At 59.9% G+C, this 22,159-nt stretch carries 20 protein-coding genes; 6 read left to right on the top strand and 14 right to left on the bottom strand.

What is annotated here, in order from left to right; translation table 11 throughout:
- Positions 1-54: 54 nt before the first annotated feature.
- Positions 55-1,518 carry an IMP dehydrogenase gene (gene guaB / locus R6W86_RS14015; RefSeq protein ID WP_410329980.1) on the bottom strand — a complete coding sequence of 488 codons (1,464 nt, stop codon included), beginning with the start codon at positions 1,516-1,518 and terminating at the stop codon, positions 55-57.
- A gap of 286 nt (positions 1,519-1,804) precedes the next feature.
- Between guaB and xseA the strand changes: the two genes are divergently transcribed.
- From xseA to R6W86_RS14000, 3 genes are all read left to right on the top strand, one after another.
- Positions 1,805-3,124 (top strand): exodeoxyribonuclease VII large subunit, encoded by a 1,320-nt coding sequence (gene xseA / locus R6W86_RS14010; protein ID WP_410330017.1) that lies wholly within the window; start codon positions 1,805-1,807, stop codon positions 3,122-3,124.
- Positions 3,125-3,241: 117 nt separating this feature from the next.
- Positions 3,242-5,116: a propionyl-CoA synthetase gene (locus tag R6W86_RS14005; RefSeq protein WP_410329979.1), complete on the top strand. Its 1,875-nt coding sequence runs from the start codon at positions 3,242-3,244 to the stop codon at positions 5,114-5,116.
- 314 nt (positions 5,117-5,430) lie between these two features.
- Positions 5,431-5,640, top strand: a complete 210-nt coding sequence (locus R6W86_RS14000) for a cold-shock protein (RefSeq protein WP_008169155.1) — start codon at positions 5,431-5,433, stop codon at positions 5,638-5,640.
- A 95-nt stretch (positions 5,641-5,735) separates the two neighbouring features.
- On the opposite strand, the gene leuA is transcribed toward R6W86_RS14000, so the two are convergent.
- Positions 5,736-7,430, bottom strand: coding sequence for a 2-isopropylmalate synthase (gene leuA / locus R6W86_RS13995; protein WP_410329978.1), 1,695 nt, complete (start codon positions 7,428-7,430; stop codon positions 5,736-5,738).
- A 145-nt stretch (positions 7,431-7,575) separates the two neighbouring features.
- Here leuA and R6W86_RS13990 point away from each other — a divergent pair, with 145 nt between their 5' ends.
- Positions 7,576-8,073: an Lrp/AsnC family transcriptional regulator gene (locus R6W86_RS13990; RefSeq protein ID WP_410329977.1), complete on the top strand. Its 498-nt coding sequence runs from the start codon at positions 7,576-7,578 to the stop codon at positions 8,071-8,073.
- Position 8,074: 1 nt separating this feature from the next.
- Here R6W86_RS13990 and R6W86_RS13985 read toward each other — a convergent pair whose 3' ends face one another.
- The gene (locus R6W86_RS13985; RefSeq protein ID WP_410329976.1) at positions 8,075-8,689 is read right to left on the bottom strand and encodes a TetR/AcrR family transcriptional regulator; all 615 of its coding nucleotides are present in this window, start codon (positions 8,687-8,689) and stop codon (positions 8,075-8,077) included.
- Between the two features lie 126 nt (positions 8,690-8,815).
- On the opposite strand from R6W86_RS13985, the gene R6W86_RS13980 reads away from it, so the two are divergent.
- Positions 8,816-10,549: a proline--tRNA ligase gene (locus tag R6W86_RS13980; RefSeq protein WP_410329975.1), complete on the top strand. Its 1,734-nt coding sequence runs from the start codon at positions 8,816-8,818 to the stop codon at positions 10,547-10,549.
- A 21-nt stretch (positions 10,550-10,570) separates the two neighbouring features.
- Here R6W86_RS13980 and murB read toward each other — a convergent pair whose 3' ends face one another.
- The 9 genes from murB to R6W86_RS13935 all read right to left on the bottom strand — a co-directional run bounded on the left by murB (position 10,571) and on the right by R6W86_RS13935 (position 19,417).
- Positions 10,571-11,620, bottom strand: a complete 1,050-nt coding sequence (gene murB, locus R6W86_RS13975) for a UDP-N-acetylmuramate dehydrogenase (protein ID WP_410329974.1) — start codon at positions 11,618-11,620, stop codon at positions 10,571-10,573.
- Positions 11,617-12,096 (bottom strand): low molecular weight protein-tyrosine-phosphatase, encoded by a 480-nt coding sequence (locus tag R6W86_RS13970; protein WP_410329973.1) that lies wholly within the window; start codon positions 12,094-12,096, stop codon positions 11,617-11,619. The genes murB and R6W86_RS13970 overlap by 4 nt, the downstream gene beginning before the upstream one ends.
- Before the next feature lie 2 nt (positions 12,097-12,098).
- Positions 12,099-12,887, bottom strand: coding sequence for a 3-deoxy-manno-octulosonate cytidylyltransferase (gene kdsB, locus R6W86_RS13965; protein ID WP_410329972.1), 789 nt, complete (start codon positions 12,885-12,887; stop codon positions 12,099-12,101).
- 23 nt (positions 12,888-12,910) lie between these two features.
- Positions 12,911-13,099, bottom strand: a complete 189-nt coding sequence (locus tag R6W86_RS13960; RefSeq protein WP_091999861.1) for a Trm112 family protein — start codon at positions 13,097-13,099, stop codon at positions 12,911-12,913.
- Positions 13,092-14,150, bottom strand: a complete 1,059-nt coding sequence (gene lpxK, locus R6W86_RS13955; protein WP_410329971.1) for a tetraacyldisaccharide 4'-kinase — start codon at positions 14,148-14,150, stop codon at positions 13,092-13,094. The genes R6W86_RS13960 and lpxK overlap by 8 nt, the downstream gene beginning before the upstream one ends.
- Entirely contained in the window at positions 14,147-15,925 is a 1,779-nt protein-coding gene (gene msbA / locus R6W86_RS13950) for a lipid A export permease/ATP-binding protein MsbA (protein ID WP_410329970.1), read from the bottom strand. Before msbA ends, lpxK begins: the two co-directional genes overlap by 4 nt.
- The gene (locus R6W86_RS13945) at positions 15,912-16,340 is read right to left on the bottom strand and encodes an ExbD/TolR family protein (protein WP_410329969.1); all 429 of its coding nucleotides are present in this window, start codon (positions 16,338-16,340) and stop codon (positions 15,912-15,914) included. Before R6W86_RS13945 ends, msbA begins: the two co-directional genes overlap by 14 nt.
- 5 nt (positions 16,341-16,345) lie before the next feature.
- Positions 16,346-16,972 carry a MotA/TolQ/ExbB proton channel family protein gene (locus R6W86_RS13940; RefSeq protein ID WP_410329968.1) on the bottom strand — a complete coding sequence of 209 codons (627 nt, stop codon included), beginning with the start codon at positions 16,970-16,972 and terminating at the stop codon, positions 16,346-16,348.
- A gap of 72 nt (positions 16,973-17,044) precedes the next feature.
- A complete protein-coding gene (locus R6W86_RS13935) occupies positions 17,045-19,417 on the bottom strand; it encodes a DNA internalization-related competence protein ComEC/Rec2 (RefSeq protein ID WP_410330016.1) in 2,373 nt (790 codons plus the stop codon).
- A gap of 131 nt (positions 19,418-19,548) precedes the next feature.
- Here R6W86_RS13935 and R6W86_RS13930 point away from each other — a divergent pair, with 131 nt between their 5' ends.
- Positions 19,549-20,094, top strand: a complete 546-nt coding sequence (locus R6W86_RS13930; protein WP_410329967.1) for a DUF2062 domain-containing protein — start codon at positions 19,549-19,551, stop codon at positions 20,092-20,094.
- Here R6W86_RS13930 and R6W86_RS13925 read toward each other — a convergent pair.
- Positions 20,082-20,792, bottom strand: a complete 711-nt coding sequence (locus R6W86_RS13925) for an ABC transporter ATP-binding protein (protein WP_410329966.1) — start codon at positions 20,790-20,792, stop codon at positions 20,082-20,084. The two genes, R6W86_RS13930 and R6W86_RS13925, sit on opposite strands and share 13 nt — an antisense overlap.
- On the bottom strand, positions 20,785-22,026 hold the full coding sequence (locus R6W86_RS13920) for a lipoprotein-releasing ABC transporter permease subunit (RefSeq protein WP_410329965.1): 1,242 nt from the start codon (positions 22,024-22,026) through the stop codon (positions 20,785-20,787). Before R6W86_RS13920 ends, R6W86_RS13925 begins: the two co-directional genes overlap by 8 nt.
- Positions 22,027-22,159 lie beyond the last annotated feature (133 nt).

Below are 22,159 nucleotides of genomic sequence, written 5' to 3'. Positions count from 1 at the left end.
GGATCACAAATAAACAACGCGGCCCGTTCCGGGGCCGTGTTCATTGGGTCATTCTTAACCGATACGGTAGTTGGGCGCTTCCTTGGTGATGGTCACGTCGTGGACGTGGCTCTCACGCATTCCCGCATTGGTGATGCGCACGAATTCCGGCTTGGTGCGCATTTCTTCCATGGTCGCACTGCCGGTATAGCCCATGGAGGCACGCAGCCCACCCATCAACTGATGGACAATGTTACGCATCGGGCCTTTGCATGCCACACGACCTTCGATGCCCTCCGGCACCAGCTTTTCGATACCCTTGCTGGCATCCTGGAAATAGCGGTCACTGGAGCCCTGCCCCATCGCGCCGAGGGAGCCCATGCCACGGTAGGCCTTGTAACTCCGCCCCTGGAACAGCTCCACTTCACCCGGAGCCTCGTCGGTACCTGCCAACAGGCTGCCGATCATTACGCTGTGCGCACCGGCTGCGATAGCCTTGGCGATGTCACCAGAGAAACGCACACCGCCGTCCGCAATCAGGGGAACACCCCGATCCTTCAGCGCCGCCGCAACGTTGGATACCGCAGAGATCTGGGGCACGCCGATCCCCGCAACAATGCGCGTCGTACAGATGGAACCCGGACCGATACCGACCTTCACGGCATCCGCACCGGCATCCGCCAGGGCAATGGCGGCGTCGGAGGTGGCAATATTTCCTCCAATGACCTGGACCTCGGGGAAATTCTGCTTCACCCAACGGACACGCTCGATAACACCCTTGGAGTGGCCATGGGCGGTATCGACCACAATCACGTCGACGCCCGCCTCGGCCAGAGCAGTAATCCGGGCTTCGGTATCACCGCCGGTGCTGACCGCGGCACCGACACGCAGGCGACCCTGCTCGTCCTTGCACGCCAGTGGATAGTCCTTGGCTTTCTGGATGTCCTTGACGGTAACCAGGCCACGCAGTTCAAACTCGTCATTAACCACCAGCACCTTCTCGATGCGATGGCGGTGCAGCAGTTCCTTCACGTCCTCAAGGCTGGCGCCTTCCTTGACGGTCACCAGCTTGCCCTTCGGTGTCATGATGTCACGCACCAGGGTGTCCATGCGGCTTTCGAAGCGGATATCACGACCGGTAACGATACCCACCAGATCGTGACCATCGACAACCGGCAGGCCGGAGATATTATTGGCCATGGTGATGTCGACCAATTCACGCACGGTGGTGTCCGGCGACACGGTGATCGGATCCTTCACCACGCCACTCTCGAATTTCTTGACCTTGCGAACCGCAGCCGCCTGCTGCTCCACAGTCATGTTCTTGTGCATGATACCGATGCCGCCTTCCTGGGCCATGGCGATAGCCAGTTCGGCTTCGGTGACCGTATCCATGGCAGACGAGACCAGCGGAATGTTCAGGGTGATATTCCGGGTCAGCCGGGTCTGGAGACTGACCTGGTGAGGGAGAACTTCCGAGAATCCGGGAACAAGCAGAACATCATCAAACGTGAGGGCTTCTTCAGCAATTCGCAGCATTGGGATCCGCCTTTTGAACGTGCTAAGTTTGGAAATCCTGTACCGCGCCCTGAGCGGCGCGACAAAGCAAAATCCTTAATCGATCTATTATAAAGTGGTGGCTCTGGACAGTAAACCGCACCATTTTTAAGGTCTGCTTGCATCTTTTTGAATTTCCGATATTTTTACCTCGATTTTTTTCGGGTATTGCGTATAAAACCAACCATGGAGCACGGCCTTGACTCCCTCCTTCCAGGACTCCCAGCCCCCTTCCGGTGATACTGGCAGCCTTCGGCCGACACGGGCCCTGAGCGTCAGCGAACTCACTCACCAGGCCAGGCACCTGCTGGAATCCAGTTTCATGCAGGTCTGGGTGGAAGGCGAGCTGTCCGGCTTCTCCCGCCCCTCCTCCGGCCACTGGTACTTCTCCCTGAAGGACCGCAAATGCCAGGTTCGGTGCGCCATGTTCCGGGGCTTCAATCAGCGGGTCCGGGCCATTCCGAAGGAAGGCGACCAGGTCTGCATCCGTGGCAAGGTGACGCTTTACGAAAGCCGGGGCGACTTCCAGATCATTGTCGAGCACATCGAGCCGGCGGGTCTGGGCGCCCTTCAGCAGGCCTTCGAGGAACTCAAGCGCAAACTCCAGGCCGAGGGCCTGTTCGACGCAGCGCGCAAAAAGCCGATTCCGGCCCTGCCCCGACATATCGGGGTAATCACTTCCCCGACCGGCGCCGCCATCCATGACATCCTGACAGTGCTTTCGCGTCGATGCCCGGCCATCCCGGTCACCCTCTACCCGACCGGTGTCCAGGGGAAGGCCGCAACCAATGATATTGTCCGAGCCATCGAGCAGGCACAGCGCCATGGCGCTGCGGATGTCCTGATCATCGGTCGTGGTGGTGGCTCCCTGGAGGATCTCTGGTGCTTCAACGAGGAGGCGGTCGCCCGGGCCATTGCCGCCTGCCGGATTCCGACCGTGAGCGCCGTTGGCCATGAAGTGGATGTCACCATTGCCGACTTCGTGGCGGATCTCCGGGCACCGACCCCGTCAGCCGCGGCGGAAAAGATCTCTCCGGACCAGAGCCAGTGGCTGAGGCAACTTGCCGAACAGGAGCTGCGACTCGCCAATGCCGCACGGCGGGGCCTCAAACGCCTGTCGGTGCAGCTGGAACACCTGAGTGCACGGCTGCGGGATCCCCGTCGGGAACTGCAGGAAAAAGCCCAGCGGATGGATGATCTGGAACTGCGGCTGGGTAAGGCGATGAAGCAGAAACTGGAGCGCTGGGATGTGCGCACCGGACACCTCGCCCAGAGGTTGGCCATACAGTCCCCACGGAAACAGCTGAGTATCAACCGCGAAGCCCTCGGCCGCATCGAGGAGCGACTGTTTGCTGCAACCCGGCTGACTATCCGGCAGCAACGGGACCGTATGGAACACCTCGCCCAGACCCTGAATCTGGTCAGCCCGCTCGCCACCCTGGGCAGGGGCTACGCCATTGTCCGGGGCCCGACCGGCGACATCATCCGAAACGCAGACAACCTCTCCCCCGGTGACCGGGTCTCGGCCCGGGTAGCGAGAGGCGAAGTCGAGGCCGAGGTGACTTCTATCAAATCAGGCGGGAATTGACCCCTCGAAAAGGCCTTACTAAGCCTATGGTCTACTAGTCCATAAACTCAAAGCGCCTAAAGTTGTGTCAATACGTACAAACAACACAAAAACAACAGGCACCAAGAGGTGGAATCTATGGACTACAATTCCGAATTCCGGCGCTCGATCGACCAGCGTGACGAATTCTGGCGAGAGCACGCCAACCAGATTGACTGGATCGAAGCGCCGAAGACCATCTGGCAGCCAAAGGACAATGGCCATGGCGAATGGTTTCCTGATGGCGTCCTCAATACCTGCGACGTAGCTCTGGATGCAAACATCCGTGCCGGCCGGGGTGACCAGAAGGCCCTGATCTACGACTCCCCGGTTACCAACACCCAGCAATCCTATACCTACAACGAACTCACCGCCGAGGTTGCCCGATTCGCCGGTGCCCTGAAAGCGCAAGGCATCACCAAAGGTGATCGTGTCATCATCTACATGCCGATGATTCCCCAGGCCGTGGTCGCCATGCTGGGCTGCGCCCGGATTGGCGCCATTCACTCGGTGGTCTTCGGAGGTTTCGCCGCCCACGAACTGGCCGTGCGAATTGAAGACGCCGAGCCCAAGGCCCTGATCACCGCCTCCTGCGGTATCGAGGTCAACCGTGTTATCGAATACAAGCCGCTGGTGGACAAGGCTATCGAGCAATCCAGCCACAAGCCGGATCTGTGTGTGATTTACCAGCGTTCGCAAGCCCGGGCTGACATGCAGGACGGCCGTGATCTTGACTGGGACGCCGTCATGGAAGGCGCGGAACCGGCCGATCCGGTACCCGTCAAATCAACGGATCCGCTATACATCCTCTACACCTCCGGCACCACGGGCAAACCCAAGGGCGTGGTGAGAGACAACGGCGGCCACGCGGTCGCTCTGAAATACAGCATGAAACTGGTCTACGATGCCAACCCCGGCGATGTCTACTGGGCCGCGTCCGACGTCGGCTGGGTCGTGGGTCACAGCTACATCGTGTATGGTCCGCTGTTTGCCGGCTGCACCACCATCCTGTACGAGGGCAAGCCGGTAAAAACCCCGGATGCCGGTGCCTTCTGGCGGGTGGTACAGGACCATGGCGTCGACCTGCTGTTCACCGCGCCTACGGCATTCCGTGCAGTGCGCAAGGAAGACCCCGAAGCGGACCAACTGGGCAAGTACGATGTCAGCTCCCTCAAGCGGATCTTCCTGGCCGGCGAGCGACTCGACCCACCAACCTATGAGTGGCTTAAAGAGCACACCGGGCTCCCCATTCTCGATCACTGGTGGCAGACCGAGACCGGCTGGGCCATCTGCTGTAACCCGGTGGGCATCGAAATGATGGAAACCAAGCCCGGCTCCGCCACCGTGCCCTCCCCCGGCTACGACGTTCAGGTTGTGGACATGAATGGCAGCCAGATTCCCTCCGGGGAGCAGGGCCAGGTAGCAGTCAAGCTGCCGCTGCCGCCGGGCTGCATGATGACGGTCTGGGGTGACGACGAGCGCTTCCGCAAGACCTACCTCGACCCGATTCCGGGCTACTACAGCTCCGGTGACGGCGGCTTCATTGACGACGATGGCTATGTATTCATCATGGGACGGACCGACGACGTCATCAACGTTGCGGGCCACCGGCTCTCCACCGGCGAGATGGAAGAAGTGGTAGCATCCCACCCGGCCGTGGCCGAGTGTTGCGTGGTGGGAGCCCATGATGAGCTGAAGGGCCAGGTCCCGATTGGCCTGGTGCTGATCAAGGACGGAGCCACCATCGATCACGATGAGTTGGAAGAAGAGCTGGTTGAAATGGTGCGCGACAAGATCGGCGCCATTGCCTGCTTCCGCCGGGCGATGGTGGTCGAGCGGCTGCCGAAGACCCGGTCTGGCAAGATTCTGCGCCGGGTGATCCGCCAGATCGCCGATGGTGAGGAGTACACGGTACCCAGCACTATTGATGACCCGGCCATCCTCGAAGAGATCAGCCAGCAGTTCCGCTCCTGAGCATCGTGCTCGCAAACACCATGGCCGGTCTCCCGAACGTGGCCGGCCATGGCACCTCTCCTCCTGTCACACTTCCGTCAAATCCTTGTTTTTAAAACGAATAAAAGCTTCAAAAAAAGCGTTGACGCTCCCGAAACTCGGTCTATACTGAAATTGCTGTGAAAATACAGCGGTATTTAGTGAATGCGTTACAACGTCGTGCCTCCGTGCTTTTCGTTGCCCCTTCTCTCAGTACTCTCTGGATTTCTCAGCACAGTTCCATAAGGAATTCGAAGGTCCCGTGAGGGCAAAATTTAGAAAGACAGGAAAGATCAATGTCCGATACAAAAACCGGCCACGTGAAGTGGTTCAACGAGTCCAAGGGCTTTGGCTTTATCGCTCAGGACGGTGGCAGTGACGTATTTGTTCACTACAGTGCAATCAACGCTTCCGGTTTCCGCACACTGACCGAAGGTCAGCAGGTGCAGTTCACCGTAACTCAGGGCCCGAAAGGCCCGCAGGCGGAAAACGTAACGCCGGTATAACCGGGTTACGTGGACCGTTCCTTGCCCCTCACGGGCATTGGAAACGTAATAAGCCGGCATCATGCCGGCTTATTTTTTACCTTCGATTTCTTTCCTCAGGCGTCAGCCAGCTCGACGGCCTTTTCCGCGGAGGGCATATCGGTTCCGACAGCCTGGGCGACGGCGGAGAACAGCGCCTGCAGGGTGGCTGACGTGGTGTCCTCGGCGAGAGCCGCGGCGCTGCACTGCTGACCATTCACCGTCAGGCGGATACACGCCAGCGCGTTGGCATTGGTCCCCTCGCCCAGCGCGAACTCGTCGTAGGCCTCGACCGCGATGGTGATACCGAAGCGGGCCTCAAGGGCCTCGGAGACCGCCTCCACAGCGCCCAGACCACGACCTTCCAGGCGCACCGGCGAGGCATCGGTGCCCACCACCACGTCAGCGCGCACCCCTTCGTCATCCCGGTGCAGGTCATAGGAGCGCAATTCCCAATCGGAATGCACCTTCAGGTACCGGTCCTCGAACAGGCGATGGATGGTGTGTGAGTCGATTTCCCCACCGTCGGTCTCCGCCTCGCGCTGAACCACCTTGCTGAATTCGATCTGCAGCCACCGGGGCAGACTGATGTCGTAGTCCCGCTCCAGCACGTAGGCAACGCCGCCTTTGCCAGACTGGCTGTTGATGCGAACCACTTCCTCGTAGCGCCGACCCACATCAAACGGATCGATCGGCAGATAGGCAACGTTCCAGACATCGCCTTCCTTGCGGCGCGCCAGACACTTGCGGATCGCATCCTGGTGACTGCCGGAGAAGGCGGTGAATACCAGTTCGCCGGCATAGGGATGGCGCGGGTGCGTGGAAATTTCCGTACAGGCTTCAACCACTTCGGTGATCTCTGCCATGCCGGACAGGTCCAGCGTCGGGTCGACGCCCTGGGAATACAGGTTCATGGCCATGGTGACCAGATCCATATTGCCGGTACGCTCACCGTTACCCATCAGGGTACCCTCGACACGATCGGCACCCGCCATCACCGCCAGCTCAGCAGCGGCCACGGCACAACCGCGGTCGTTGTGGGTGTGAACACTGATGCTGATGTGCTCCCGGCGCTGGATGTTGTCACAGATCCACTCGATCTGGTCGGCAAAGACATTCGGGGTCGCCATTTCCACGGTCGCCGGCAGGTTGATGATCACCGGCTGGCCCTGATCCGGTCGCCACACCGCGGTCACCGCATCGATGACCTCCGCAGCAAAGTCCAGCTCGGTTCCGGTGAAGCTTTCCGGGGAATACTGGAAGGTCCAGTCCGTGTCCGGGTAGCGGGTGGCGATCTCCTTCACCAGCTTCGCACCATTGACCGCAATGTCCCGGATACCGTCCCGGTCCAGGCCGAACACCTGCTCGCGCTGGACCGTGGAGGTGGAATTGTAGACGTGCACGATGGCGCGCCTGGCACCCTCCAGGGCCTCGTAGGTACGTTCAATCAGCTCCGGGCGTGCCTGGGTCAGGACCTGAATCCTGACATCGTCGGGGATGCGGTTTTCCTCAATCAGCTTGCGGCAGAAATCAAAGTCCGGCTGGCTCGCTGCCGGAAAACCGATTTCTATTTCCTTGAAGCCAAGCTTGACCAGCAAATCGAACAGCCGCTGCTTCTGGGCAACGGACATGGGCTTGACCAGTGCCTGGTTGCCATCTCGCAGGTCTACGGCGCACCAGGTGGGAGCCTTTTCGATCACCTTGTCCGGCCAGCGACGGTCGGTCTTGGCGATCGGCTTGAATGCCATATATTTGCGATGATCAAAAGCCATGGAAGGATTCCTTTCGATTGCCGGTGGAGTACTTGATTTAGTTACTATGCTAACTCAGTCGGAAGGAAATTTGATTGCTATTTCAGTCTTAGAACGAGTAGATTTGAGCATAATCCACCCTCATTTCAATCCGGGGCGCAACAAATTGCCAAAGCAATCAAGAGAACTCGTAAAAATTGACAAAACCGACCGGCGGATACTGGAAGAACTCCAGAAAGACGGCTCACTGACTAACCAGGAACTGGCGGAAAAGGTGGGACTTTCCCCCTCCCCATGCCTGAGACGGGTAAAGGCGCTTGAGGATGCTGGCGTCATCCTTTGCCGGGCCACCATTCTGGACCACAAGAAGCTGGGGCTCTCATTAACGGCCATCATCCTGATCGGCATGGACCGGCACACCCCGGAACGCTTTGCAGCCTTTGAAGAAAAGGTCGCCGGTTACCCGGAAGTCCAGGAGTGCTATCTGATCACCGGGCAAGACGCCGACTACATGCTCAAGGTAGTGGTCCCGGACATGGACCATTACCACCACTTCCTGCTGAACCACATAACCCGTATTCAGGGGGTCAGTGGCGTCCACTCCAGCTTCGTTCTCAGGCGGGTCATAGACAGCACCGCCCTGCCCCTGGGCTACCTGTCCTGAGTCAGCGAATCAGCTCACGGACGTAGGCGCCTGCCATGCATTTGAGCTCCTCGACCAGCTGACGGCCCTGATCTTCGGGCAGGGTGACCGCCAGGCGAAGAATGTTGCCGGCCGAGCGGGGTAACAGAAGGCTGGCCGTCCAGCGACGGGTGTCGGGAATATGGGGGCACTCCTCTTTCAGTCGGGCGTCCAGATCCTGGGCGTTACTATAAAGTTCCCTTAGGTCCAGCTCCCGCAACTCGGGCATCGCCTCGACACCACTCCAGATGGCCGAATAGGCCGGTTCGGTGCGATAGAACTCGTAGAACTGATCGATAAGAACATCCACCGCTTCGATCAGACCCAGCTCCGGCAGGTGCTTGCGCAGTGCCTTCTCCATCTTTTCCACGTGCTGTTCGGCGATGGCGTGAACAATCGCTGCCTTGTTGGGAAAGTACCGGTAGAGCGAGGCCAGGGACATACCCGATCGCCGGGCAATAGCGGACATGCTGGTGGCATCCACACCGACTTCATCAAAAATGGCAGCGGCATGCGACAGGATGGTGTTTACCCGCTCACGGCTCCGGGCCTGGACAGGCTGGCGACGGGGGGCAACATCAACGGTTTCATCAGTCATCATCTGTACCTTGTCTGGCTGGCTCCGTACAATAACCACCACTTTACGACATAATAAGACGCCGGCGGCGAGGATCCGCCTGTCCATTAGTCTAACCATTCTGATTCAAGCCATACGGAAGAGACAATGCGAGCAAGCCGTTACCTGATAGCGACCCAGAAAGAGACCCCCGCTGACGCCGAGATTATCAGCCACCAGTTGATGTTACGTGCCGGTCTGATCCGCAAGCTCGCAGCGGGCCTGTATACCTGGCTGCCGATGGGGCTGCGCACCCTGCGAAAGGTCGAGCGGATTGTGCGTGAAGAGATGGACAAGAGCGGTGCCCAGGAAGTTCTGATGCCAGCGGTACAGCCGGCTGAACTCTGGCAGGAGTCCGGCCGCTGGACCCAGTACGGTGGCGAGCTGCTACGCATGAACGACCGCCATGGCCGGGACTTCTGCTTTGGCCCGACCCACGAGGAAGTCATTACCGACCTGATCCGCAATGAGCTCAAGAGCTACAAGGAACTACCTGCCAATTTCTACCAGATCCAGACCAAGTTCCGGGATGAACGCCGTCCGCGATTTGGCGTCATGCGTGCCCGCGAGTTCATCATGAAGGACGCCTACTCCTTCCATCTGGATGCGGAATCCCTGGACGAGACCTATCAGGTCATGCACCGCACCTACTGCAACATCTTCGACCGCCTGGGGCTGGACTATCGCCCGGTACAGGCCGACTCGGGCGCCATCGGTGGCAGCGATTCCCACGAATTCCACGTGCTGGCCTCCTCCGGGGAAGATGACATCGTGTTCAGCACCGACAGTGACTACGCCGCCAACATCGAAAAGGCAGAAGCCGTTGCACCTTCCGGTGAGCGTCCCGCGCCGGCCGAGGAGATGAAAGAAGTCCACACCCCCGGCCAGCGCACCATCGAAGCCATTGCGGAATTCCTCGGCATCGACGCCACCCGCACGGTCAAAACCCTGCTGGTGAAGGGCGAAGAGGACGAAAACGGGCAGTCTGGCCTGGTGGCACTCATCCTGCGTGGTGACCACACGCTGAATGAGATCAAGGCTGAAAACCTTGCCGGTATTGCCGAGCCACTGACCATGGCGACCGACGAGGAAATCAAGAGCGCGACAGGCTGCGAGCCCGGCTCCATCGGCCCCGTAAACCTGCCGGTGCCCATTATTGTCGACCGCGGTGCCGCTCACCTGGCGGACTTTGTCTGCGGCGCCAACCGGGACGATTATCACCTGACCGGCGTTAACTGGGAGCGGGACGTCCATCCGGGACGGGTTGAAGATCTTCGCAATGTGGTCGAGGGCGATCCGAGCCCGGATGGCAAGGGCACCCTGGAGATCCGCCGCGGTATCGAGGTGGGCCACATCTTCAAGTTGGGCAACAAGTACAGCAAGGCCATGAACGCTACCGTGCTGGACGAGCACGGCAAGAGCGTTGTCTTGGAAATGGGTTGCTATGGAGTTGGAGTGTCCCGGATCGTGGCCGCCTCCATCGAGCAGAACCATGACGACAAGGGCATCATCTGGCCTGACGCCATTGCGCCTTTCGAGGTGGCCATCGTCACCCTGAACGCCCACAAGTCACCGACCGTAGCCGAGGCCGGAGAAAAGCTTTACGAGCAGTTGCGCCAGGCGGGCTTCGATGTCCTGCTGGATGACCGCAATGAACGCCCCGGAGTGAAATTCGCGGACATGGAACTGATCGGCATTCCCCACCGTTTCGTGGTATCCGATCGCGGTCTGGCTGCAGGTACCCTTGAGTACAAGGGTCGCAGGGATGAAGAAAAGCAGGATATTCCGGTAGCCGAAGCCCTGCCCTTCCTGATTAATGCTTCGCCGCGCAAGGGGCTCTGAGCGCGGCCGTCCCGAGCGGACTCAAGCTATCGAAGGGAGCCCGGCACCGCCTACTACGCCGGGCTCCATCTCCAGGATCACACCAAACCGTTTCCGGACCGACTCCCGTATCCGGGCCGCCAGCTCCAGAATATCCCCGCCACTGCCCCCGGCATGGTTGATCAGAACCAGAGCCTGCCGGTTGTGCACCCCTACCCGCCGGTCCCGGTAACCTTTCCAGCCACACTGGTCGATCAGCCAAGCCGCGGCAACCTTGACCCCCTGGGCCTGGGGATACGCCGGGATCTCCGGGTATTGCTCTTTCAGCCGGTCATAGTCCGCCTCAGTCACCACCGGGTTCTTGAAAAAGCTGCCGGCATTCGGGATCTGCTGGGGATCCGGGAGTTTGCGTCGGCGAATGGCCATCACCGCTTCAGCTATCGCCAGGCCGGCCGGCTCGCTGTCGGGAAGACTGGCAAGGTACTCTTCCAGGTCCCGGTAGCCCAAATGCAGGGGTTTGCTGCGTGACAGCCGCAACCTTATCTCGGTGATCACGTAACGGCCGCCCTTGCGCTTGAACAGGCTGTCGCGATAACCAAACCCGCACTGGTCATTGGCCAGACGAAGCCACTTTCCCGTCTCACGATCAAAAGCGGTTGCCGATACCAGTGTGTCGCAGAGTTCCACGCCGTAGGCGCCGATATTCTGGACCGGGGCGGCGCCCGCCGTACCCGGGATCAGAGCCAGGTTCTCGATGCCCCGGTAGCCGGACTTTGTCGCGTAGAGCACAGCTTCATGCCAATTCTCCCCGGCACCCAGAACCAGGGTGGCCTCGTCACCCTCGATCTGCTCCCAGTGGCGGCCGCGAATCGCCATGTGCACCACCAATCCCGGGAAATCACCGGCAAACACCAGGTTGCTGCCACCGCCGAGAAACAGGGTGTCCAGACCACGCTCCCGTGCCCACGCCAGAGCATCCTCCAACAGCTCCGGCTCCCGCAACTCAAGGAAATACCTGGCTGTGGCCGGGACCTGCAGGGTATTGAACGCCTGCAGATCAACCCGCTCCAGAACGGCCATCCGATCCTTCAACCCAGGCGCCCCCGAATCTCGTCAAGGAGCCCCTGACCGGCCTCGTGGATGAGGTCCAGCACAAGCTCGAAGCCATCCTCGCCACCGTAATAAGGGTCGGGCACCTCCCCGTGGCGGGACGTGCCATAGGACAGGAACAGCTCCGGCTCGGTACCGCCATTCTGGTGCCAGATATCCTTCACATCCGCCAGGTTCTGGCGATCCATCACCAATACATAGTCAAACTCATCCAGGTCGGTCTCGATAATCTGGCGCGCCCTGAGATCACTGATATCAATGCCTCGTTTGCGGGCTGCTTCCATGGCCCTGGAATCGGGTGACTTGCCGACATGCCAGCTGCCGGTGCCGCAGGAATCGATGTGGATCCGATCCGACAGCCCGGCCTCCTCCACCAAAGAACGAAAAACCCCCTCGGCGCTGGGAGAACGGCAGATGTTTCCGAGGCAGACAAACAGAACCCGAACACCATTGTTCATGCTCACCTCTCCTGATTCGTTGTCAGCCACGCACGGACACATTCGAGATCCTCTTCGGTGTCCACCCCGGGAGGCGGATTCTGCGCGGCAATGTCTACGTGGATCCGGGCGCCGTTGTAGAGGGCCCGCAGCTGCTCGAGGGATTCCACCCGCTCGGTCGGGGCCGGCGCCCAGGAGACAAATTCGCTCAGCACACTGGCGCGGTAGCCATAGATGCCGATGTGCCGGAAATATCCAACACCGTCCGGCAGCGACACCAGCCCCCTGGCCGAATCCATACCGGAGGGCCACTGATCCCGTGCCCAGGGAATCGGCGCCCGGCTGAAATAGTGGGCCATGCCCTGATGATCAAAGACGACTTTGACCACGTTGGGATTGAACACCGGCCCGATATCATGGATACGCTCACAGAGGGTGGCAATCGAGGTCTCCGGGTACCGCTCGAGATTTTCTGCCACCTGGTTGATCAAAGCGGGCGGGATCAAGGGCTCATCGCCCTGGACATTCACCACCCTGTGATCCGGGTCAAGCTCCAGCTTGCGCGCGACCTCTTCGAGCCGGTCGGTGCCACTGGCATGGTCGGGGGAGGTCATTACCACTTCCGCCCCAAAGCTTTCGCAGGCTTCCTGAATCCGCCGGTCGTCGGTGGCCACAACCACACGGGAAGCGCGACTTTCGGCCGCACGCTCACACACATGGCGAATCATCGGCTTGCCGGCAATATCCGCCAGCGGTTTGCCAGGCAGGCGGCTGGAGGCATAGCGGGCAGGAATCACAACGGTGAAGGACATGCTTTCTCCCTTACCAGTTCGGTTCAGTGCTTTTCAAGACGTTCGTCAGTGCTCAGGGTCCGGGCCTCGCTGGCCAGCATGACCGGGATTCCCTCCCGGATCGGAAAGGCCATGGCATCCTGATAACAGATCAGCTCGGTTTTCTCTTTGTTGAGCTTCAGGTCACCCTTGCAGACCGGGCAGGCCAGCATGGCAATCAGCTTTTTATCCATGGTCCGTTCTCTTCTGGTTTGATTCATTCAACTGTTGCGAGCATTCCTCAAGCCGATGGAGAAACGCTTCTGTAAAGCTGTTCGGCAACTCCGCTTCCACCGCAAGATACCAGGCATTATCCGGCGCAAACTTCCGGCATTTTACGGCGTCCTTGGCGGTCATCACCAGCCACTCACCCCGCTCTGCCGACAAATCGCGAACCCTGAAACGGTGGTGGTCCGGGAAAGGCGTTTCACGGACCTGGGCACCAAGCTGCCTGAGCGTCGCAAAAAATCGCGCGGGATTGCCAATACCGGCAATGCCATGAACCTTTCGCCCGGCAATCTCGGCCAGCGACACCTGGTGCCCCGTTGCCACCTGAACCAGGGTGGAAGGCAGCAGCCGCATGGGGAAGATGTCCGGATGCTCAACCCCCTCGAAGTTCTCGAGCCGCTCCTCGGCCTCTTCGGCTATGGCACCATTAACCACCACAAAATCGACACTCGAAAGCCTTGAAACAGGCTCCCGAAGCGGGCCTACCGGAATCAAGCCACCATTACCGATGCCACGGCTGGCATCGAAAACTGCCAACTCGATATCCCGTGGCAAAGCATAGTGCTGGAGGCCGTCGTCACAGATCAGGACATTGCCCAAAAACCGGGTAACAGCAAACGCGGCTCCTCGGCGGCGCTGGGGATCCACCACCACCGGGACACCGGTTGCCTGCGCCAGCATCACCGGCTCATCGCCGGCCACTGACGGATCGCTGTCACCGTCGACCACAAGCGGGTAGTGGGCGGACTTGCCACCATACCCGCGGCTGAGGATCACCGGCCGCCAGCCGCTGGCGGACATTTCCTTGACCAGCCGGGCCGTCAGCGGGGATTTACCGGTGCCACCGGCGGTAATGTTGCCAACCACCACCACCGGAACCGGCAGCGGTTCATCACGAAGTTCCCAGGCCTTGCGGCGACGGGAATCAGCAATGGTGCGATAGAGCCAGGCCAGCGGGGCCAGCCATCCAAGCGGCCGGCCCTTGCCATACCAGACCCGGTCCACCAGGGAAGTCATGAATGCTCACTGAACTGCATCTGATGTAGCTGGGCGTAGGTGCCGCCGTTCACCAACAACTCCTCGTGGCGTCCGGATTCGACGATCCGGCCCTTCTCCATCACCAGGATACGGTCCGCCTTCTCGATGGTGGACAAACGGTGGGCAATCACCAGGGTTGTCCGGCCTTGCATGACGGTTTCAAGGGCTTCCTGGATATGGCGTTCAGATTCAGTATCAAGCGCCGAAGTCGCCTCGTCCAGAATCAGGATCGGCGCATCCTTCAACAGGGCCCGGGCTATTGCGAGCCGCTGGCGCTGGCCGCCGGACAGCATTACGCCGTTGTCGCCGATCATGGTATCGAGTCCTTCCGGCATCCGGTCGATAAACTCAAGGGCATGGGCCTTGTCCGCCGCCGCCCGGATTTCCTCCCGGGTACAATGCCTCAGGGCACCATAGGCAATATTGGCGGCGATGGAGTCGTTGAACAGGACCACGTTCTGGGTCACCAGCGCAATCTGGGCACGCAGGGCTGTGAGCGAATACTCCCGCAGGGAATGGTCATCGATGCGGATATCGCCCCCGGTAAACTCGTAGAACCGCGGCAGCAGACTAACCAGGGTCGACTTGCCACTGCCCGAGCGGCCCACAAGGGCCACACTCTGCCCTGCCGGAATGGTGAGGGAGATTCCCTCGAGGACATTATCGAGCTGGTCCCGGTACCGGAAGGAGACATCGTCGAAACGGATATCCCCCGCAACGCGATCCGGCGCGTAGGTCCCCGGATCCTCCTCCGGCTGCTCATCAATGGTTTCGAACACATCATGGGCCGCAGCCACGCCTTTCTGGATCTTGGCATGAATGTTGGTGATCTGGCGGATGGGTTTGGCCATGGTGGTTGCTGCAGTCAGAAAGGCCACCAGCTGGCCGGTGGTCATTTCGCCCCGGATTTCCGGAGCCAGCATCATCCAAACCAATGCCGCGATCGCGATCGCCACCAGCACCTGGATGACCGGCACGCTGACCGCCTGGGTAGCCGCCATTTTCAGGCTCTGCTTCAGGTTCTGGTCATTAACAGTCTGGAAACGCTCCTTTTCATAGCCTTCACCGCCAAAGGTACGGACAACTCGGTAGCCGGTAATCGATTCCGAGGCCACGTGGGTAATATCGCCCATGGAGCCCTGGATACGTTTGCTGATTTTGCGGAAACGCTTGCTGGCGTAGCTCACCACCGCACCGATGATCGGACCCACAGTGAGGAACAGCAGGGTCAGCTTCCAGTTGGTGTACAGCATGAAACCGAGTAGACCGATAACCGTCAGACCCTCGCGCAAGGCAGTGGTTACGGCGTTGGTGGTCGCCTCGGCTACCTGCTCGACGTTGAAGGTCAGCTTCGAGACCAGCCGCCCGGACGCGTTGTCATCAAAATATCGGGACGGCAATGCCATGAGCCGTTCGAACAGGTCCCCGCGCAGGGAATTGATCACATGACGGCCAACGTAACCGATGAAGTAGGTGCTCATGTAGGTGCCAAGGCCCCGGGACGCAAACACTCCCACAATCAGCAGGGTCAGTAACAACCGGTTCTGGTCGGTGGGATTTTCGATGGCCGTGATGACATATTCCATGGCCGCCGCCATGCCAGTGGACGCAGCCGCATAGATGATGTTGCCAATGACCGCCAGCGAAAAGGCAATCCAGAACGGCCGGGCATAGGACAGCAGACGCTTGTAGGTCTCCCAGCTGCCCTTGTCCAGAGCGGCCGGTGAAGCAGGTTCCGGGTTATTCACCGGCATCAGCCTCCCGCTCCGTGGTTATGCTCAACTTGGAAAAACCAAGGCGGCCGGCAACATCCATGGCGCGAACCACATACTCGTGTGGTGTGCGGGCATCGGCGGTGATGATGAATGGCAGGGCGTTATCCCCTTCCGCCAACTCTCGCACACCCCGCTCCAGGGTCTCCCGCCGGTTGTTGACCAGGGTACGGTCGTTGAGGATGTACTGCCCCTCAGCGTTGATCACAACATCAATCTGCTTCACCTCAGCCGGCTTGGCTGGATCGCCGCTGGCCTCCGGCAGCTCGACCTGCAGATGGCTTTCCCGGGTAAAGGTGGTGGATACCATAAAGAAAATCAGCAGCAGGAAGACTACATCGATTAATGGGGTCAGGTCGACACCGACTTCCTGGCTTCTCTGGCGCTTGAACTTCACGGTGTTCAGGCTCCTTCCACGTCGATTTCGCGGTCTCCGTGTACAACCTCAACCAGTTTGATGGCTTCCTGTTCCATATTGACGACAAGTTCATCGACACGGCGAATGAAATAGCGATGACAGATCAGGGCCGGAATCGCTACGCTCAGCCCCGCCGCCGTGGTGATCAGGGCCTCGGAAATACCACCGGCCAGGTTACCGGCATTGCCGACACCGGCCAGTTGGATTTCGGCAAATACCTTGATCATGCCGATAACCGTACCGAGCAGGCCAAGCAAAGGCGCGATGGTGGCGACGGTGCCGAGCGGATTCAGGAAACGCTCCAGGTCGTGGATCACCTGGCTGGCTTCGTGCTCTATGCTTTCCTTCATGATTTCCCGGCCATGCTTGGCGTTGAGCAGACCGCCGGCGAGAATTCGCCCGAGAGGAGATGAGGCCTGAAGAGCCTTGAGCTTCCGGCCATTCAGATCCTTTTTCTTGATCCAGCGCCAGAGTTCGTTGATGGTCTGGGGGGGAGCAACCCTGGAGGCACGAAGGGTCCAGAATCGCTCCAGGACAATGGCCAGAGCCAGGACGGAACAGGCAACAATGGGCACCATCAGAATGCCACCGGCTTTCAACAACTCGAACACGCTTGGTCTCCCTGGTTAGTTACAAGCCGCGCTACTTTAGCATAGCTGCCGATCCAGGCCACACCCGTTGTGTCACGGTATTTTACATTGGTCACGGGTCAGACCCGCTCCACCGATCCAAAACGGTGAATCGTGTCTCATTTCATGGACTTCCAGCCCTCCGGGAGCTGCCTTGAACGTAATGCCGCCGGAGCACGCGGTATTCAGCGCGACCGCCCCGATCTGCCGGTAGCGGGCAACCACATCAGGGTGAGGGTGACCGTAGCGGTGGCGGTAGCCGGCGGTATAAATGACATGATCCGGCTCCAGCGTATTGACCCAGGCGACAGAGGACGATGTCTTGCTGCCATGGTGCGGCGCGAGGACAACCCGATGCAGGGACGGACGGGACACACGGTCAAGGGTTTCCAGGAATCCAGCCTCAACCGCTTCGGTAATGTCCCCCGGCAGAATCCACTCCGTCGCCTTGTGCCGGACCACCAGCACGCAGGACCTATCGTTGCCGGACGCACCGTCTGGACTCCGCCAGAAAGTCAGCTCCAGGGCTCCCAGTGCTGCCGGCTCCCGCCGGCAACCTTCAACTGGCACCAGGGCTGATACTTCCAACCCTGCAAACGCCTCCGGCTCCCCGGCAATCACGCGCCCAACCGGCAGGCTACCGAGCAACAGGCCAACCTCACCGGCGTGATCACTGTCACTGTGACTGATTACCAGTTGGTCTATCCGCCGGACCCCGAGGTCCCGCAGATTTGGCAGGACCGTTGACTCCATAGCCGAAAACACGCCCGGTACCGCCGGGCCGGTGTCATAGAGCAGGACTTCCCGACGATGGCGCACCAGCACCGAAAGCCCCTGCCCGACATCCAGGATACGCACTTCCGGCACAGGCACATACCGGTTCACCGGGCCACCGCTGACAGAGTCCGACCCGGGCCACAACCACAGAACTACCGCACTGAAGACCAGGACAGGAAACCAGGGCAGGGGAAGACGCAGAGCCAGCAAGCCGGATGCGGCCACCAGAGACAGTGGCAGGGTTGCCGATGAAAGAACCGGCACCTGCCACTCCGAAAGGCGGACCAACAACCACCAGAGTCCCGCCAGCACAGCATCCATCAAGGGGACCACCCAATCCGTCAGCATAGGCATCAGGGCGACCACCATGCCACCAACGATGATGACCGGCATGACAATGACCGAGACCCAGGGGATTGCAATCAGGTTGGCTACCAGGCCAGCAATCGGCTGCCCCTGACCGAATTGCGCGAGCACGGGCCAAAGCCCTATAAAAACTGCTATCTGGGCAAGGACCAGCCCTGCCAGCCAACCAATGGCTCCCACCCGCCCGGAGAAGGTGACGAGCAGGATGGCGACCGCCGAGAAAGAGAGCCAGAAACCCTGATCCAGCGGAGCAAAAGGGTCAAGAACAAGAACTGTTGCGAACGCCAGAGCCAGCGAGCTCCAGGGGGAGATCTCCCTGCCACTTATCAGAGCCCAGGTGGCAATCATCACCATGATCAATGCCCTGCGTGTCGGTACTGTGAACCCGGATGCCAGTGCATAAGCGAGACAGCTGACGCCAACCACGGCAAAGACACCCCAGCGCAAAGAGGCCTCGGAGAACCGGTGCCCGGGAAAGGCCAACAAGGTCCGACGGGCCACAAAACCTGCCCCCAGCGCCACCAGGCCCAGGTGCAAACCGGATATGGCCACCAGATGGATGGTCCCGGTAGCCTTGAGCACTTTCCAGTGAGATGACTCCATGGCGCCGCGATTGCCGATCATCAGAGATGCGATCAGCGGGTAACGGCTGGCTTCGGAGAATCGGCTATCCACCCAGCGCGCAAGGGACTGGTGGACCGCGGTGTAGCGGCAGTGCAGATGGCAAGGCAGGGTTGCGACAGGCTCTGCCGACCGGACACTACCGGTCGCGCGATAGCCCTTGCGGAACAGCCAGTCCTCGTACCTGAACCCCGAGAGATTGAGGGTTCCGTGGGGCCGCCTCAAGACCACCTGCACAGTCAGGCGATGGTGCGCCAGCGTCTGCGCCTCACCGCCATACCAGCTCAGCCGCAGCCGCTCGGGCAGCCCCGATTCAGTCCTCCCTGGCCAGCCGGTGATGCAGAAGCTGAAACGCAGGCTGTTGAAACTGCCGGCCGCAGGAATATCGCAGACATAGCCCTCGACCGTCAGGGGAATGCGCTCCAGATCCGGAGGCAGGCGCTGACTCAACTGGTGCCCGGCCTGCCACGCGCCCCATGCCAGACCGGCTATCAGGGAGCCGGCCACCAGAGCCAGACTCCGCAGCGCCGGGGACTTCGCCGCCAGCACACTGTAAAAAGCCGTCACAAGGGCCACCAGCAGCCACCACGATACTGGTAACACCGACAAGCGATACAGTAAGATAACGCCGCACGAGAAAGCTATGGCGCAACGAAACGCCACGTCGTGCGATTGCGGCTTATACGGCTGTTCAGAGCTGCTATGACTCGTGGACAATCCTTGTCCTCCTGATATTTATTCTCCGGCAATATCCTTTTGCCGGTGCAATCACACGCTTACAGGCAGAACTTCCTATGCCAAAGAAGTTCATGAAACGATATCTGCCGTCACCGGAACGGGTGCAGTCGATGAAGTCGCTGCACTTTCTGGGCGATATCCTTCATGAACCCAACCTGTGGCATATCAATCGCCACAGCGTCGCCAGAGCCTTTCTCATCGGCATCTGGTTCTGCTTTATCCCCATGCCGTTCCAGATGCTGGCGGCCGCGCTGTTTGCCATCTGGTTCAACGCCAACCTTCCGCTGTCGGTGGCACTCGTGTGGATCAGTAACCCGGTCACCATGCCACCCATGTTCTACTTTAATTACAAGATCGGCGCGTGGATTCTGAACCGGCCGGTGCTGGCCTTCGAGTTCGAACTTTCCTGGCCCTGGATCAGCGAGCGACTTGTGGATATCGGGATCCCCCTGTATCTGGGCTCCCTGATCTGCGCCACCGTCTTTGCCTGCCTTTCCTACCTGGCCATCCAGTACCTCTGGCGCCGGAAAATCCGTTCGGACTGGCGAGAAAGACGGCTGGAACGGCGCAAAAGTCGCCGCGCCGCCAATCAGGCTTCCTGAAGCAGACGCCCCTGCTCCAGCCGTAACACCCGCCCCAGGCTCCGGGCCATTCGCATATCGTGGGTCACCATGACAAAAGCAATGCCGGACTGGTCACGCAGGGTTTCAATCAGCGCCTGCACACCTTCACCCGTGTGTTCGTCCAGGTTACCGGTGGGCTCGTCCATCAGCACGCACTCCGGCTCGTTCACGAGCGCGCGGGCAATGGCAACACGCTGGCGCTCGCCCCCGGACAGCTCTCCGGGCTTATGGGTCAGACGGGCGCCAAGACCGACTTTCTCCAGCAAAGAGGCAGCCTTGTCACGGGCGGCCTTGACGGGAAGTCCGCCAAGGACGCATGGCATCATGACATTCTCCAGGGCGGTGAACTCCGGCAGCAAGTGGTGAAACTGGTACACAAACCCCAGATGCCGGTTACGAAAGCCTGCCCTGCCGGCCTCCGACATGCGGTGAATATCCTCGCCGCAGATGTGGATCTGCCCAGAAGATGGTTTATCCAGCCCACCCAGCAGGTTCAGCAGAGTGGTCTTGCCGGCCCCGCTGCTACCGACAATGGCGACGGTCTCACTGGCACCTACCTGCAGGGAGATATCGGAAAAGATCGTGAGTTTTTCCGGGCCCTCGTTGTAGGTACGGGTAACGCTGCGGCAGTCAATGACCGGTGTTTTATCGTTCATGGTAGCTCTTGCCTCACTCATACCGCAGTGCCTCCGCCGGATCGATCCGGGATGCACGCCAGGCAGGATAGATGGTTGCCAGCAGACTCATCGCCAGCCCGGCACCACTGATGATCATTACGTCCTGCATCTGGAGCTGCGACGGCAGGTAGCTGATGAAATAGACATCGGCACTCAGGAACTGGTGCCCCAGGACCTTTTCCAGCCAGGAGATAAAGGCACTGATATTCAGCGCTCCGAACACCCCCAGTGTGGTTCCGACCAGAGTCCCGAACACACCAATAACCGCGCCCTGAACGATAAAGATCCGCATAATACGGCCCGGGGTCGCGCCCATGGTCCGGAGAATGGCGATATCGGCGGTCTTGTCGGTAACTACCATGACCAGTGTCGAAACAATGTTGAACGCCGCTACCGCCACGATGAACATGAGCAGCAGGCCGATCATGGTTTTCTCCATGCGGATGGCCTGGAACAGGTTGCCGTGGGTCCGGGTCCAGTCGGAAATGTAGTAACGACCGTCCAGGAGCCGCGCAGCCTCCTCCGCCACCTTCGGAGCGGCAAACAGGTCATCCACCAGCAGGCGCACGCCCTGGGCTTTGCCGCCAGTGCGCATCAGCTTGGCGGCGTCATCCATGTGTACCAGCGTGTAGTTGCCATCAAGCTCCGCGCCCACGCTGAAAATGCCCTTGACGGTAAAACGCTTGAGCCTGGGCAGAACGCCTGCCGGGCTCACGGAGGCCTCGGGCAGCACCACAGTCAGCCTGTCCCCTACCTTGAGACGCAGGCTCGCTGCCATTGTCCGTCCCACTATGATGCCGAACTCACCGGACACCAGATCCTCCAGGCCGCCTTCAATCATGTGGTTTTCAATGATGGAGACAGTACGCTCCTGCTCCGGAAGGATGCCATTGAGCATCACGCCCCGGACGTCGCCACCTCCGGTTACCATACCCTGCCCCTGGATGAATGGCGCGGCGGCCAACACTCTCGGGTGTTCCTCCACACGGGCATCTACCGCCTCCCAATCCGGCAGCGGACCGGAGCCCTGTATTACCGCATGGGGCACCATGCCCAGAATCCGTTGTTTGAGTTCTCGATCAAAGCCGTTCATCACCGACAGGACGATGATCAGAACCGCAACACCAAGCATCAGACCGATCATGGAGGTCAATGAGATAAACGAGATGAAATGATTGCGGCGCTTGGCTGCGGTGTACCGCAAACCGATATAGAAAGATAAGGGTCGGAACATGTAGGAGTGCTGCTCTGTTAGAATCCCTGAATGGCAAGCTCGGCGTGGTCGAGCGCATTATGGCCCTTGTCCAAAATCGGTTGCAACCGGACATCCCTCACTCTGCCTGTGAAAGTCTTGGCAAAAATTTCGG

Source organism: Marinobacter sp., assembly GCF_046484525.1.
GTDB lineage: Bacteria > Pseudomonadota > Gammaproteobacteria > Pseudomonadales > Oleiphilaceae > Marinobacter.
This window is presented reverse-complemented; position numbering and strand designations above follow the sequence as displayed.